The sequence below is a fragment of the Streptomyces sp. TAA204 genome (genome assembly GCF_000424965.1).
Genome location: NZ_AUKW01000018.1, coordinates 103372 through 118485, shown reverse-complemented (window position 1 = coordinate 118485; position 15114 = coordinate 103372). Strand labels below are relative to the sequence as shown.

The following is a 15114-nucleotide window of genomic DNA, read 5'->3' as shown; positions in this document are numbered from 1 at the left end:
TCATTCCGGCCATGGGGATTGTCGCCGGTCTGGAAAGCTCAGCGGAGTACACACGCATCGTCGTCTGTGACGCCGACTCCGGTGCCGTCGTCAAGCACGGTCACGCCGAGCACCCCGCGGAACGCGACGATCCCCAGTCGTGGCTGATCTCCCTCGGGCGTGCCGCGAGCAGCGGGCAGCTCGCGGACGTACAGGCGATCGGCGTCTCCGCGCAGCAGCAGGGCATGGTCGCCCTGGACTCCTCCGGTGCGCCCGTCGGGCCGGCGCTGCTCGGCAACGACAGACGGATGCAGCCCGCCGCCGCGGATCTCGTCGACTCGCTGGGCGGCCGTGAGGCGTGGGCCGAGGCGGTCGGCGCCGTGCCGCAGGCGAGTCATCCGGTCTCCAAGCTGCGCTGGCTCGCGCGCAACGAGCCGGAAGCCGCAGCCAGGGTCGCGGAGGTACTCCAGCCGCACGACTGGCTGGTGTGGCAGCTGATGGCCCGCCCCTACCGCCGTACGACCGACCGCGGCGACGCCTCCGGCACCGGCTACTGGTCGGCCATGGCGGAGTCCTACCGCCCCGATCTGGTCGAGCTGGCGCTCGGTCACCGCGTCGGCCTGCCGGACGTCATCGGCCCGTCCGAGCCCGCCGGACGCACCCCGGAGGGGCTGCTGATCTCCGCCGGTACGGGCGAGACGATGGCCGCCGCGTTCGGACTGGGCCTCGGCCCGGGGGACGCCGTGATATCACTGGGCGCGTCCGGGTCCGTCTTCGCCGTGCACCACGAGGCGCTGACCGACCCCACGGGCACCATCACCTCCTACGCGGACGCCACCGGCATGCACCTTCCCGCCGTGCGGACGCTGAACGCGACACGGGTGCTGCGCGGGACGGCAGAGCTTCTCGGCACCGACCTGGACGGACTCTCCGCACTGGCGCAGCAGTCGAGCCCCGGAGCGTACGGACTGGTGCTGCTGCCCTACCTGGAGGGCGAGCACACCCCGAACCTGCCGCACACGGCCGGTTCTCTGCACGGTCTGCGGCGCGAGAGCATGAAGCCCGAACATCTGGCGCGCGCGGCGGTGGAGGGCATGCTGTGCGGTCTCGCCGACGCCCTGGACGTACTGCGCGGACGGGGCGTCCAGGTGCGCAGGCTCTTCCTGCTGGGACAGGCGGCCGGGCTGCCCGCTGTGCAGAGCTCCGCCCCGGCCCTGTTCGGGACGCGTGTCGTCGTGCCCCGGCCCGCGGACTACACCGCGGTCGGCGCCGCCAGGCAGGCGGCGTGGGCTCTCAAGGGCGGCTCGCAGCCCCCGCGGTGGCCCGAGGCCGAGTGCGAGGTCTTCGACCCGGGTGAGGATCTTCCCGCGGGGCAGGCCGTACGGCAGCAGTACGTGACCGTCCGGGAGGAGGCCCACCCGGGGGCCTTCGGGAACTGACGGCGGCCGCACCCGGACCGGCTCCGCACACCGGCGACTCCGCACGCACGGGCCCGGGACCCTCGTCACCGGGCTTTCAGCCCGGAGCGATCAGCGCGCTCTTTGCCCCGTGTTGGGTTCGCCACCGCACCGCGTGCTCGAAGATGGAGAGGACCACCCAACCGATCCCGATCTTCTTTCCGCCACGGGGACCCATGTGCTGATACGTCTGCTCCGCGATCACCTGCGCCCGTACAGGCGCCCGGCCGCCCTGCTCGTGCTGCTCCAGCTGGTGCAGACGTCCGCCACGCTCTACCTCCCCAGCCTCAACGCCGACATCATCGACAACGGCGTGGTCCTGGGCGACACCGGCCACATCCTCCGGGTGGGCACCGTGATGGCCGCGGTCTCCCTCGTCCAGGTCGCATGCAACATCGGCGCCGTCTACTACGCGGCACGCACCGCCGCGGCCATCGGACGGGACATCCGGGCCGCGGTCTTCGACCGGGTGCAGTCCTTCTCGGCGCGCGAGCTCGGCCAGTTCGGCGCACCCTCGCTGATCACCCGCACCACCAACGACGTCCAGCAGGTGCAGATGCTGGTGCTGACGTCGTTCACGCTGATGGTGTCGGCACCGATCATGTGCGTCGGCGGCATCGTCATGGCTCTGGGTCAGGACGTGCCGCTCTCCTCGGTGCTGCTGGGCGTGGTGCCGGTGCTCGCCGTGCTGGTCGGACTGATCGTGGCCCGGATGCGTCCGCTCTTCCGCACGATGCAGAAGCGGATCGACGGGGTGAACAGGGTCCTGCGCGAACAGATCACCGGCATCCGCGTCATCCGGGCCTTCGTCAAGGACGGCTACGAGCAGCGCCGCTTCCACGAGCACAACGCCGGCCTGATGGACGTGCAGCTGCGCAGCGGACGGCTGATGGCGCTGATGTTCCCGACCGTCACGACCGTCGTGAACCTCTCCGGCGTCGTGGTCGTCTGGTTCGGCGCGCACCGCATCGCCAGCGGTGAGATGGAGATCGGCGCCCTCACCGCGTTCCTCGCGTACCTGATGCAGATCGTGATGTCCGTGATGATGGCCACCTTCATGTTCATACAGGTGCCGCGCGCCGAGGTGTGCGCCGAACGCGTCGTGGAGGTGCTGGACACCGCCTCCAGCGTGATGCCGCCCAGCGATCCCGTAAGGGCGCTGCGCCGGTCGGGCCGCCTGGAGCTGCGCGGCGTGGGGTTCCGCTACCCCGGTGCACAGGCGCCGGTGCTGGAGGGGATAGACCTGCTGGCGCAGCCGGGCGGGACGACGGCGGTGATCGGGTCGACGGGCAGCGGCAAGTCGACACTGCTGGGGCTCGTGCCGCGGCTGTTCGACGTCACCGCGGGCACCGTGCTGATCGACGGCAAGGACGTACGGACACTCGATCCGGAACTGCTGGCGCGGACGGTGGGACTGGTGCCGCAGCATCCGTACCTCTTCACGGGCACGGTCGCCTCCAACCTGCGCTACGGGCGTCCCGGCGCGAGCGACGAGGAGCTGTGGGAGGCCCTCGATGTCGCCCAGGCACGGGAGTTCGTCGCCGCCATGGACGGCGGTCTCGAAGCGCACATCGGGCAGGGCGGCAACAACGTCTCGGGCGGGCAGCGCCAGCGGCTGGCCATCGCGCGCGTCCTGGTGCACCGCCCCGGGATCTACCTCTTCGACGACTCCTTCTCCGCCCTGGACTACGCGACCGACTCGGCGCTGCGCTCCGCGCTGGCCCGCCGCACCGCTGAGGCGACCGTCCTGATCGTCGCGCAGCGGGTGGCGACGATCCGCGACGCGGACCGGATTCTCGTACTCGACGAGGGGCGCCTCGTCGGCGCGGGCCGCCACGAGGAACTGATGGAGGAGAACGTCACCTACCGGGAGATCGTGCTCTCCCAGCTCACCGAGCGGGAGGCCGTATGAGCGTGCACGCGCGCATGGCGGGCGGCACACCGCCCCGCCGCTCGGCGGACTTCAAGGGGTCGGCGAAGCGTCTGCTGGGACAGTTCCGGCCGGTGAGGCTCACCCTGTCGGGCATGGTCCTCTTCGGTCTGCTGAGCGTGAGCCTGAGTGTGCTCGGGCCGAAGATGCTCGGCCACGCCACCGACCTGATCTTCGCGGGCTGGATCGGTGGGCGACTGCCCCGGGGCGCGACCCGGGAGCAGGTGCTGGAGCGTATGCGCGACGAGGGCGACGGCCGCGTGGCCGACATGCTCTCGGGGACGGACTTCACCCCCGGCCAGAGCATCGACTTCGGCGCTGTCGGTCAGGTGCTGCTGGCCGTACTGGCCGTGTACGTCCTGGCGGGTGTGATGATGCTCTTCAGCGGACGCCTGTCCGTACGGGCCATCAACCACACCGTCTTCCGGCTGCGGGAGCAGGTGGAGGCGAAGCTCTCACGGCTGCCGCTGTCGTACTTCGACAGGCAGACGCGCGGCGAGGTCCTCAGCCGCGTCAGCAACGACATGGACAACATCGCGCTGACCCTGCAGCAGACCCTGGGCCAGATCGTCAACTCCCTGCTGACCCTGGCCGGGGTGACCGTGATGATGTTCTGGATCTCGCCGCTGCTGGCGATGGTGGCGATGGTGACCGTACCGCTGTCGGTGCTGGTGGCAACCCGGCTGGGCAAGCGGGCGCAGCCTCAGTTCGTGGAGCAGTGGGCCTCCACGGGGAAGCTCAACGCCCACATCGAGGAGATGTACACCGGCCACACGCTGGTGAAGGTCTTCGGACGGCAGAAGGAGTCGGCCGAGGCATTCGCCGCGCACAACCAGTCACTGTTCCGGACGGGTTTCCGGGCGCAGTTCGTCAGCGGGATCATGCAGCCCGCCATGATGTTCGTCGCGAACCTCAACTACGTGCTGGTGGCCGTCGTCGGCGGACTGCGGGTCGCCGCGGGCGCGCTGTCGATCGGCGACGTCCAGGCGTTCGTGCAGTACTCACGGCAGTTCAGCCAGCCGCTCACGCAGGTCGCCTCCATGGCGAACCTCGTGCAGTCCGGGGTGGCGTCCGCGGAGCGGGTCTTCGAGATCCTCGACGCGGAGGAGCAGTCATCCGAACCGGCACATCCGGCACGCCCCGCCGAGGTGCACGGGCGCGTGGAGCTGCGGGGCGTCTCCTTCCGCTACGACCCCGCCCGTCCCCTCATCGAGGATCTGTCGCTGTCCGTCGAACCGGGCAGCACGGTCGCCATCGTCGGTCCCACCGGCGCGGGCAAGACCACGCTGGTCAACCTGCTGCTGCGGTTCTACGAGACGTGCGGCGGCCGGATCCTGCTGGACGGCACGGACATATCCGCGATGCACCGCGAGGAACTGCGCTCGCGCATCGGCATGGTGCTCCAGGACACGTGGCTCTTCGGCGGCACCATCGCGGAGAACATCGCCTACGGCGCGCGGGGCGCCGGGCGGGAGCAGATCGAGGCGGCGGCCTCGGCCGCGCACGCCGACCGGTTCATACGCACCCTTCCCGACGGCTACGACACCGTCCTGGACGAGGAGGGCACCGGCGTCAGCGCCGGCGAGAAACAGCTGATCACCATCGCCCGCGCCTTCCTGTCCGAACCAGCCATCCTCGTGCTCGACGAGGCGACCAGTTCCGTGGACACCCGCACCGAGGTGCTCATCCAGCGGGCGATGGCACGGCTCGCCCACGGCCGTACGAGCTTCGTGATCGCCCACCGGCTCTCCACCGTCCGGGACGCCGACGTGATCCTGGTGATGGAGAACGGGTCGATCGTCGAACAGGGCACGCACAGCGCGCTACTGGACGAGGACGGTGCCTACGCCCGTCTGTACAGGGCTCAGTTCGCGGAAGCCGTCGCGGAGGTGGACTGAGGCGGGGGCGTCACATCCTCACCGTCAGTCGAGGTAGCCGCGCAGCTGGTCGGCGAAGGCGTGGTCGCGGAGCTTGCCGAGGGTCTTGGACTCGATCTGCCGGATACGTTCGCGCGTCACGCCGAAGAGCTGACCGATCTCCTCCAGAGTGCGGGGACGGCCGTCGGCGAGGCCGTAGCGGAGCTGGACGACCCTGCGTTCGCGCTCGCCGAGGGTGGACAGGACTGCCTCCAGGTGCTCGCGCAGCAGCAGGAAGGCGGCCGACTCGACGGGTGAGGGCGCGTCGCCGTCCTCGATCAGATCGCCCAGGTGGACGTCCTCCTCCTCGCCGACGGGCGCCTGCAGGGAGACCGGCTCCTGCGCGAGGCGCAGCACTTCGCCGACCCGTTCCTCGGTGATGTCGAGGTGGGCGGCGACCTCTTCGGGCGTCGGTTCGCTGCCCCGCTCCTGCAGCAGCCTGCGCTGGACGCGTACGACCCTGTTGATCAGTTCGACGACGTGCACGGGCACGCGGATCGTACGGGCCTGGTCGGCCAGGGCGCGGGACATGGCCTGGCGTATCCACCAGGTCGCGTACGTGGAGAACTTGTAGCCGCGGGCGTAGTCGAACTTCTCGACCGCCCGGATCAGTCCGAGGTTGCCTTCCTGCACGAGGTCGAGCATCGTCAGGCCGCGGCCGACGTAGCGCTTGGCGACGGAGACGACCAGCCGGAGGTTGGACTCGATGAGGCGGCGTTTGGCGATCCTGCCCATCACGACCAGCTGGTCGAGTTCGAGGGCGAGTTCGCTGTCCGCGGTGGAGGGGTCGGCCAGCTTCGCCTCGGCGAAGAGCCCCGCCTCGACACGGCGGGCGAGTTCGACCTCCTCGGCGGCGGACAGCAGCGCGATGCGGCCGATCTCGCGCAGGTACTGCCGGAAGAGATCGGCGGAGGGGCCGCTTCCAGGGGATTCCGGCTTGGCGGGGACGTCGGGTTCGGACGGACCCGTGACGGGCGCGGGGGGCGGCGCAGTGGCGGGCGCAGCGGACGGTACGGCCAGAAGGGGGCGGGTGGCCGGCGTCGCGGGGGACGTCGGTGGAGCCGCGTGAGTGAGCACGGCGGTCGCATCGACAGCCGTCGGGGCGGCGGAGGCCGCGCTGGTCAGGGTCCGGGTCTGCACGGGGGCGACCTCCAGTGTGCTCGCTGCCGGTACGGGGGGGGGGCGGCGTACATGCTGTGCGGCTCCGCGGGGGACTTCCGGCTCTCCCGGCCGACGCGCCGCCCCGCTCCGAGGACTCAGGCACCGCACACCAGTGTGGGGTACGACACACTGCCGCACGAGGGTCGTGCGGCCAGTTTTTGGGCTGCGACGCGACCGGACGCCTACGCCCGGCCACCCGTTCCGGAACCGGCGCTTCAGCCGCGGGCGGCGCCACCTGGAACGGAACGGGGCACGCGCGTGCCCCGACGGCCGTCCGGCCGGGGCCCACAGGGGCCGGGGGAATTCACAGTGCGGAGGCGCCCCGCTCGCGCAGGGACCGTCCGTACTGCTGAAGCGTCCAGATCTCCTGCCGTACGGACACCGAGCGCTCCTCGTCCCGCTGTGCCTCCAGACGGCGGGCGGTGCCCTCCAGATCGGCGATCCGGGCGTTGACCGCCGCAAGCCGCACGGCGACGAGCTGCATCCCGGCGTACAGCTCGTCCGGTTCACGGCCGCGGGCGCTGCGCAGCGGCTCGACGGCGAGTTCGTTCACGAGTGACCGTACGGTGTCGTCGGGGGCGGCGGCCCGTACCCGGCTCACGTAGTCGCTGTCGGCGCCGCTGACGCCGCCGGCCGCGTCGATCGTGTGCCGGACGGACGCGTAGGGCGGTGCGGTGAATTCGTCCGTGCCGTAGGCGTCGAAGGCGGGTGAGACCAGCTCGGGGCGCTGCAGGGCGAGCTTGAGCAGTTCCCTCTCCACGTGGTGCGCCGGGCTGCGGAGGTTGAGTGCCGGGCCGCCGCGCGGCGCGGCGGGAGCGGACGCGCTCTCGGCGGCAGCCGCGCCGCTGCGCCCGCGCGCGGGCGCTCCCGCATGGCGGCGGCGTGCCAGCTGGCCCAGGCGGCGCACGACGAACTGTGTGTCGAGGATGCCGAGCAGCCCTGCGAGCCGCACCGCGTACTCGTGCTGGATCGAGGGGTCCTTGATCTGCGCGACGACGGGCGCGGCCTGCTCCAGCGCGGCCGAACGCCCCTCGGCCGTATCGAGGTTGTGCTGGTCGACGATGGAGCGGATCGCGAACTCGAAGAGCGGTGAGCGGCTCTCCACGACCTTCGCCACGGCCTCGTCGCCCTCGGCGAGCCGCAGTTCGCAGGGGTCCATGCCCTCCGGCGTGATCGCGATCGACGTGCGGGCGGCGAACTTCTGGTCGTCCTCGAAGGCGCGCAGCGCGGCCTTCTGCCCGGCCGCGTCGCCGTCGAAGGTGAAGATGACCTCCGAGTGGGAGTTGTCCATCAGCAGCCGCCGAAGGATCTTGATGTGCCCCTCGCCGAAGGACGTGCCGCTGGTGGCGACCGCGGTCGTCACCCCGGCCAGATGACACGCCATCACGTCCGTGTAGCCCTCGACGACCACGGCGCGGTTGCCCTTGGCGATGTCCTTCTTGGCGAGGTCGATGCCGTAGAGCACCTGGGACTTGTGGTAGATCGGCGTCTCCGGGGTGTTGAGGTACTTCGGGCCGTTGTCGTCGTCGCGCAGCTTGCGGGCGCCGAAACCGACGACGTCGCCGGCGATGTCCCGGATGGGCCACATCAGCCTGCCGCGGAACCGGTCGATGGGACGTCCGTTGCGGGCCTCCTGGGCGAGTCCGGAGAGGATCAGCTCCTTGTCCGAGAAGCCCCTCCCGCGCAGGAAGCGCACCAGATGGTCCCAGCCGGCCGGGGAGTATCCGACGGCGAAGTGCTCGGCGGCCGGCTGGTCGAAGCCGCGCGCGCCGAGGAAGCGGCGGCCGATCTCGGCCTCGGCCCCCTGGAGCTGCTCGGCGTAGAACTGCGCGGCCACCTTGTGCGCCTCGACCAGGCGGGTGCGCTCACCCTGCTGGCTGGCGCGGCCGTATCCGCCCTCCTCGTAGCGCAGGGTGATGCCGGCCTGGCCCGCGAGCCGTTCGACTGCCTCGGAGAAGGAGAGGTGGTCGACCTTCATCACGAAGTCGAGGGTGTCCCCGCCTTCCTGGCAGCCGAAGCAGTGGTAGAGGCCCTTGCCGGGACTGACGTGGAAGGAGGGCGACTTCTCGTCGTGGAAGGGGCACAGGCCCTTGAGGTTGCCCCCGCCGGCGGGCCGCAGCTGGAGGAACTCGGATACCACGGCGTCGATCGGGACAGCGTCCCGAACCGCCTTCACGTCCTCGTCGTTGATCCTGCCCGCCACACCGGCAGTGTACGGCGGCCCGCCGACACCTCTCCGCCTCGGGCGGGGTGCCGGGGCCGCGCCCCGTGGCGGGGGTTCACCCCGTCCGGCCGGCCTCTTCCCCGCTCAGCCCGGCCAGCGGCACGGCGGGGTCGGCCAGGGCTTCCGGGTCGACGGGCGTCCCGGAGCGGATGAGCTCCTGGACCGTGCCGGTCACGTCCCAGACGTTCACGTTCAGTCCGGCCCGTACATGGCCCTCGCTCAGCCAGAAGGCGACGAACTCGCGCTTGGCGACGTCCCCGCGGCACACCACCTGGTCGTACGTCCCGGGGGGCGCGTAGCCCGAGTACTCCAGGCCCACGTCGTACTGGTCGGAGAAGAAGTAGGGCACACGGTCGTAGGTGACGTCTCCTCCGAGCATCGCCCGTGCCGCCGCCGGGCCGCTGTTGAGGGCGTTCGCCCAGTGCTCGACGCGCAGCGGCGTGTCCAGCGTGGGGTACCGCACCGAGGCGACGTCGCCGGCCGCGTAGATGTCGGGGTCGCAGGTGCGCAGTGAGGCGTCGACGGCGATCCCTCCGCCCGGCCCGCCGTCCAGCTCCAGCCCGGCCGACTCGGCGAGCGCGGTACGCGGTGCCGCTCCCACGGCGGAGAGCACGTCGTGCGCCGGATGTTCGTCGCCGTCGTCCGTGCGCACGCTCTGCACCATCCCGTCCTGTCCCACGATCTCGGCGATGCGCGCCCCGAAGTGGAAGCGCACACCGTGCTCCTGGTGCAGGTCGGCGAAGAGCATGCCCATCTCCGGGCCCAGGACGCCGTGCAGCGGGGTGGGCTCCGGTTCGACGACGGTCACCTCGGCACCGTACGAGCGCGCGGCAGCGGCGACTTCGAGTCCGATCCAGCCCGCTCCGGCGACGACGAGGTGGCCGTTCTCCCGTCCGAGCGCCTTCAGCCGTCCGCGCAGCCGGTCGGCGTGTGCGAGCCTGCGCAGATGGTGCACACCGGCGTGGCCTGTGCCGGGGACGTCCAGCCGGCGCGGTTCGGCGCCGGTGGCGAGCAGCAGCGTGTCGTAGTGCACGCGCGTCCCGTCGCCCAGGCGCACGCTCTTGTCGGACCGGTCGAGCCCGACGACTGTCTGGCCGAGGTGGAGTTCGATGTCGGCACCCGCGTACCAGGCGGGCTCGTGGACGAAGACGCTGTCGCGTTCGTCCGCACCGGTGAGGTATCCCTTGGAGAGCGGGGGCCGCTCGTAGGGGTGGTCGCGCTCGTCGCCGATCAGGATGACCCGCCCGGTGAAGCCCTCCGCACGCAGTGCCTCGGCTGCTTTCGAACCGGCCAGCCCTCCGCCGACGATGACGAACGTCCGGTGTGCGTCGACCACTTGACTCCTCCTCACTGACCCCCGTCAGAAAAACGTCCAGAGTGAGCGTCCCGCATCACGGGGACAGCGGGAAGAGGTCCACCGGGCAGGGGGGTGTGCTCCCGGGTTGCCGTTCCCGAACGCCCGGGAGCGGCCCGCCGCTGCCGACTGGCGGCTACCGGCCGCGGGTGAGGCGTCTGTGCAGCGAGCGGGCGGAGACGTCGGTGAGGGCGGCGATCTGGTCGACGACGACGCGCAGCCGTGCCGTCTCGCCGTCCGCCAGCGCGAAGAGGGCACGGAACTGCGGGTCGAGCCCGTCGGGGGCTCGGGCGGTCAGTTCCTGGGCGAGTTCGCCGAGGACGACGCGCTGGTCGGCCCGCAGGCGCTCCAGGTCGTCGCGCTGCATCACGTAGCGGTCCGCGACCGCCTTGAGCACCGCGCACTCCAGCCGCGTCCCGCGGGGGACGACCAGTTCGGCCGTGTAGCGCGCGAGCCGGCCGGAGCCGTGGGCGACGCGTGTCGCGCCCTCGGCCGCGAGGCAGAACCGGCCGATCAGCTGGCTGGTGGCGTCCTTGAGCCGGGCCTGGGCGACGGCCGAGCCGTCGTAGGAGTGCGGCCACCACTCCTGCTCCAGCAACCGGTCGAGCGCGGCGGCCAGTTCGGCGTGGCCGGCGCCGGGCGCGTAGCGGGAGACGGTGACGTCGAAGATGTCGCGCCGTTCGGGTTCGGCGAGCAGCATGTTGGGGTCGAGGTGCCCGGCGTGCAGTCCGTCCTCCACGTCGTGCACGGAGTAGGCGACGTCGTCGGCCCAGTCCATGACCTGCGCCTCGAAGCATCTGCGGCCCTCGGGCGCGCCGCGCCGGAACCAGGTGAAGACCGGCAGGTCGTCCTCGTAGACGCCGAACTTGCGCGAGGCCGGGTCGGTGGGGTGACCCCCGGGCGTCCAGGGGTACTTGGTGGCCGCGTCCAGCGAGGCCCGCGTGAGGTTGAGACCCACGGAGACCGGGCCGGCCGTGCCGCTCCCGCCGCTCCCGTCCTGCGCTCCCGGGGCTGGGTCCAGGAAGCGCTTGGGCTCCAGCCGGGAGAGCAGCCGCAGCGACTGCGCGTTGCCCTCGAAGCCCCCGCAGGCCGCGGCGATCTCGTTGAGCACGCGTTCGCCGTTGTGTCCGAACGGCGGGTGACCCAGGTCGTGGGCGAGGCAGGCCGCCTCCACCAGATCGGGGTCGCAGCCCAGCGCGGCGCCCAACTCCCTGCCCACCTGGGCGCACTCCAGGGAGTGCGTGAGGCGGGTGCGCGGGCTGGCGTCCCACGCCTGCGCGCTGGTGCCGGGCGCGACCACCTGCGTCTTGCCCGCGAGGCGGCGCAGCGCCGCGGAGTGCAGTACGCGCGCACGGTCACGCTGGAACGCGGTGCGGCCCGGCCGCTTGTCGGGTTCGGGCGCCCAGCGTTCGATGTCGGACAGGCCGTAGGGGGCGGGGCCCTCGCCGGCGGCCTCTGAGCCGTGCGTGCCGTGCATACGCCGACCGTAGCCGCACGGGGACGCGTGGGGTCGGCCAGCGCCCCTCCCGGCAGGGTCTGTCCCCTCTCGGCGCCCGGCCCGCTCCACTGCCTTCGGGGACGGTGCTTCCACGCGGCGTCGGCCGAAGGCCCCGTCGTCTTTGCCGCAGCGACCTCGGGACGCCTTGCGATCGCACGCACAGGCCGCCGCTTTCCGACGGGCGATCCGCACCCGACGGGCGATCCGCGCCGGCCGCGGCACTACGCACCCACGAGAGGAACGCTCACGTTGCCGCCCGTACGGTCCGCCGCCGCGCGTGCCTCGTCGAAGCGGTGCAGCACGAGCTGCGCCAGCAGGGGGTGCGCTCCGAGCGGCGCGGACACGATCCACGGCGCCTCGGCCGCGCAGAGGGACGCGAAGTGGCCGGGCGCGGTGAAGCAGGAGGCCACGGCGATGCGGCCGTGCCCGTCGGCGCGCAGCCGGCTCACGGCTTCGGCGACCGACGGGCGTGCGGCGGAGGCGTACGCGGGCAGCACCGGCACACCGCCGCCGAGCCGTTCACGCAGTCGGGCCGCGGTGCTCTCGGCCGCGGCGACCGGAGCGGGATCGCGTGACCCGGCGGCGGCCAGGACAACGGCGTCCCGCTCACCGGGAACTGAGGAGGGCGGCCATCCCGCCTCCAGCAGACGGGCGTGCAGAGCACCGGCCAGCAGCGGATGCGGTGCCAGCGGCGCGGCGACGGACGCCCGCAGGTGCGGTGCCGCGGCCAGGGCCTGCGGGATGTCGTGCTTCACGTGGTGCCCGCGCCCGAACAGCAGCGGGACGATCACGGCCTCACGGCCGGCGGGGAGGGCGGCGAGGGTGTCGGGCAGGGCCGGTTCGCTCAGTTCGATGTGGCCCAGTTCGACGCGGAGTCCGGGGCGCGAGGCACGTACGGCGGCGAGCAGCGCCGTGACGGTACGCAGGGCCCGCGGGTCGCGGGAGCCGTGGGCGACCGCGACGAGCACCGGCCCCGCGGGCGCGGCGGCGGCCTGGGCAGGCAGCCGGGCCGGTGGGCGTCCCGCCGGCGGGCGAACGGTGCGGAGCCCGTCGTGGAGCTGCGCGGCGAAGAGGGTCATGAGTCGCGCCGTGCTGTCGAGGCCCTCGTGCGGGCCGGGGCCGGGGTCCTGTGAGCGTGACGTCATGCGGCGAGTCTGGCGCGTGCCGGTTGCCACCCGGTTGCGCCGGTGTCACGCCGCATTGCGCGCGTCTCACACCGGTCGGTACCTCACTGCCCGGAATGTGCGGCGCTGAGGCCCCCTTGCCTGCGGTGTAACCCGCCCAAGGGCCGCCCGTAACAGACGTGATGCATGCTGTGCGCATGCAGGCGAACCCCGAAGCCACCGTGTCCGGAACCGACACCCACTGTCCGTACTGCGCCCTGCAGTGCGGCATGACTCTGCGCTCCGGTACCGCGCGGAACGGCACGGACAGCACGAAGGGCGCGGAGGACGGAGACAGCGGGGACGCCATGGCGCAGGGCGTACGGCGCCTGGAGGTGACCGGTCGCAACGCCTTCCCCGTGAACAAGGGGGCGCTGTGCAGCAAGGGCCGTACGGCGCCCGCGGTGCTCGCTCCGAACGCCCGCCTCACCGAGCCGCTCGTTCGCCGCGCGTCGGGCGAACTGGAGCCCGCCGGCTGGGAGGAGGCGCTGGAAGTGACGGCCCGCGCCCTGGAGCGTACGCGCCACACGCACGGCCCGGACGCGGTGGGCGTCTTCGGCGGCGGCGGACTGACGAACGAGAAGGCCTACGCCCTCGGCAAGTTCGCCAGGGTGGTGCTGGGCACCTCCCAGATCGACTACAACGGCCGCTTCTGCATGTCCTCGGCCGCCGCCGCCGGGACGCGGGCCTTCGGCGTCGACCGCGGCCTGCCCTTCCCGCTGGAGGACGTCGCCCGTACGGGCTGTCTCGTCCTCGTCGGCTCGAACCTGGCCGAGACGATGCCGCCCGCGCTGCGCTACCTGAAGGAACTGCGGGAGAACGGCGGCACCCTGATCGTCATCGACCCCCGGCGCACCCGCACCGCCGAACAGGCCGACCTGCATCTGGCCCCCCGGCCGGGCACCGACCTGGCGCTCGCGCTGGGCATGCTGCATCTCGTCGTCGCGGAGAGCAGACTGGACGAGGAGTTCATCGAGACCCGGACCAGCGGCTGGCCGGAGGTCCGCAGCGCGGCGATGGCGCACTGGCCGGAGCTGGTGGAGCGGATCACGGGGATCTCCGTGCCCGAGATGCGCGAGGCGGTACGGCTCTTCTGCGACCCCGCCGACTCCATAGTGCTCACCGCACGCGGCCCGGAGCAGCAGTCCAAGGGCACCGACACGGTCAGCGCCTGGATCAACCTGTGCCTGGCGACGGGACGCGCGGGGCGGCCGCTGTCCGGGTACGGCTGTCTGACCGGCCAGGGCAACGGCCAGGGCGGACGTGAACACGGCCAGAAGGCCGACCAGTTGCCCGGCTACCGCAAGCTGGACGACCCGGCGGCACGCGCACACGTGGCGCAGGTGTGGGGTGTCGACCCGGACAGCCTGCCCGGTCCCGGACGCAGCGCGTACGAACTGCTGGACGCGCTCGGTCAGGACGTGCGCTCCCTGCTGCTGATGGGCTCCAACCCCGTCGTCTCGGCACCGCGCGCCGCCCACGTCGAACAGCGGCTGCGTTCACTGGACTTCCTCGCCGTGTGCGACGTGGTCCTCTCGGAGTCGGCACAGCTCGCCGACGTCGTTCTTCCGGTGACACAGTGGGCCGAGGAGACGGGAACCGTCACCAACCTCGAGGGCCGGGTCCTGCTGCGCAGCAAGGCGCTCGACCCTCCCGGGGGCGTGCGCAGCGACCTCGGCGTGCTCAACGGACTCGCGGCGCGGCTCGGCCGGGAGAAGGGCTTCCCCAGCGAACCGGAGGAGGTCTTCGAGGAGTTGTGCCGGGTCACGGCAGGGGCACCGGCCGACTACTCGGGCATGACGTACTCGCGCATCGCCGACGAGGACGGCCTCTTCTGGCCCTGCCCGGACGTCCTCGAAGGCGAACGCCACCCGGGAACCCCGCGGCTCTTCCTCGACCGTTTCGCCACGCCCGACGGCCGCGCCCGCTTCGTACCCGCCATGCACCGTCCGTCGGCCGAGGAACCGGACGAGGAGTATCCGCTGCGTCTGACGACGGGACGGGTGCTGGCCCAGTACCAGTCGGGCGCGCAGACGCGACGGGTCGACTCCCTCAACGCCGCCGCGCCCGGCCCGTTCGTCGAGCTCCATCCTCGCCTCGCCGGCCGGCTGGGCGCGAAGGAGGGTGACCGGCTCACGGTCGTCTCCCGGCGCGGGCGTGCCGTGGCACCGGCACGTGTGACCTCAGGCATACGGCCGGACACGGTCTTCATGCCCTTCCACTGGCACGGCGAGGGCCGGGCGAACACCCTCACCAATCCCGCCCTCGACCCGACCTCGCGCATGCCGGAGTTCAAGGTGTGCGCGGTACGGGTCGAGCTGGCGGGGCCGACACCGTAGGGACGCACAGGGACACACAGGGACGCACAGGGCCGCACAGCTCTCCGGTACGGGAATTCGCAGGACGGCGGGCGTGCGTCCCGACAGACTGCC

Annotated in this window: 9 protein-coding genes; 4 read left to right on the top strand and 5 right to left on the bottom strand. The window is 72.0% G+C overall.

Annotated elements, in window-relative coordinates; all coding sequences use genetic code 11:
* Positions 1-11: 11 nt before the first annotated feature.
* The 3 genes from H343_RS0119970 (at position 12) to H343_RS0119955 (ending at position 5264) form a co-directional block, all read left to right on the top strand.
* A complete protein-coding gene (locus H343_RS0119970) occupies positions 12-1418 on the top strand; it encodes an FGGY family carbohydrate kinase (protein WP_028432597.1) in 1407 nt (468 codons plus the stop codon).
* A 196-nt stretch (positions 1419-1614) separates the two neighbouring features.
* On the top strand, positions 1615-3348 hold the full coding sequence (locus H343_RS0119960) for an ABC transporter ATP-binding protein (RefSeq protein WP_028432596.1): 1734 nt from the start codon (positions 1615-1617) through the stop codon (positions 3346-3348).
* On the top strand, positions 3345-5264 hold the full coding sequence (locus H343_RS0119955) for an ABC transporter ATP-binding protein (protein ID WP_037904410.1): 1920 nt from the start codon (positions 3345-3347) through the stop codon (positions 5262-5264). Before H343_RS0119960 ends, H343_RS0119955 begins: the two co-directional genes overlap by 4 nt.
* Positions 5265-5288: 24 nt before the next feature.
* On the opposite strand, the gene H343_RS0119950 is transcribed toward H343_RS0119955, so the two are convergent.
* The 5 genes from H343_RS0119950 to H343_RS31695 form a co-directional block, all read right to left on the bottom strand.
* Positions 5289-6542 (bottom strand): RNA polymerase sigma factor, encoded by a 1254-nt coding sequence (locus H343_RS0119950; RefSeq protein WP_486586978.1) that lies wholly within the window; start codon positions 6540-6542, stop codon positions 5289-5291.
* 205 nt (positions 6543-6747) lie between these two features.
* Positions 6748-8646: a DNA primase gene (gene dnaG, locus H343_RS0119945; RefSeq protein ID WP_028432593.1), complete on the bottom strand. Its 1899-nt coding sequence runs from the start codon at positions 8644-8646 to the stop codon at positions 6748-6750.
* Between the two features lie 76 nt (positions 8647-8722).
* Positions 8723-10003: an FAD-dependent oxidoreductase gene (locus H343_RS0119940; protein ID WP_028432592.1), complete on the bottom strand. Its 1281-nt coding sequence runs from the start codon at positions 10001-10003 to the stop codon at positions 8723-8725.
* A gap of 154 nt (positions 10004-10157) precedes the next feature.
* The gene (locus H343_RS0119935; protein ID WP_028432591.1) at positions 10158-11498 is read right to left on the bottom strand and encodes a deoxyguanosinetriphosphate triphosphohydrolase; all 1341 of its coding nucleotides are present in this window, start codon (positions 11496-11498) and stop codon (positions 10158-10160) included.
* A gap of 242 nt (positions 11499-11740) precedes the next feature.
* A complete protein-coding gene (locus H343_RS31695) occupies positions 11741-12664 on the bottom strand; it encodes a sirohydrochlorin chelatase (protein ID WP_486586974.1) in 924 nt (307 codons plus the stop codon).
* A gap of 176 nt (positions 12665-12840) precedes the next feature.
* Here H343_RS31695 and H343_RS0119925 point away from each other — a divergent pair, with 176 nt between their 5' ends.
* Positions 12841-15021: a molybdopterin oxidoreductase family protein gene (locus tag H343_RS0119925; protein WP_037904456.1), complete on the top strand. Its 2181-nt coding sequence runs from the start codon at positions 12841-12843 to the stop codon at positions 15019-15021.
* Positions 15022-15114: the final 93 nt, after the last annotated feature.

Coding starts and splice junctions, on each gene's coding strand:
- H343_RS31695 (WP_486586974.1), bottom strand. CDS start 12,664: ATGACGTCACGCTCACAGGACCCCGGCCCCGGCCCGCACGAGGGCCTC.
- H343_RS0119970 (WP_028432597.1), top strand. CDS start 12: ATGGGGATTGTCGCCGGTCTGGAAAGCTCAGCGGAGTACACACGCATC.
- H343_RS0119925 (WP_037904456.1), top strand. CDS start 12,841: ATGCAGGCGAACCCCGAAGCCACCGTGTCCGGAACCGACACCCACTGT.
- H343_RS0119935 (WP_028432591.1), bottom strand. CDS start 11,498: ATGCACGGCACGCACGGCTCAGAGGCCGCCGGCGAGGGCCCCGCCCCC.
- H343_RS0119955 (WP_037904410.1), top strand. CDS start 3,345: ATGAGCGTGCACGCGCGCATGGCGGGCGGCACACCGCCCCGCCGCTCG.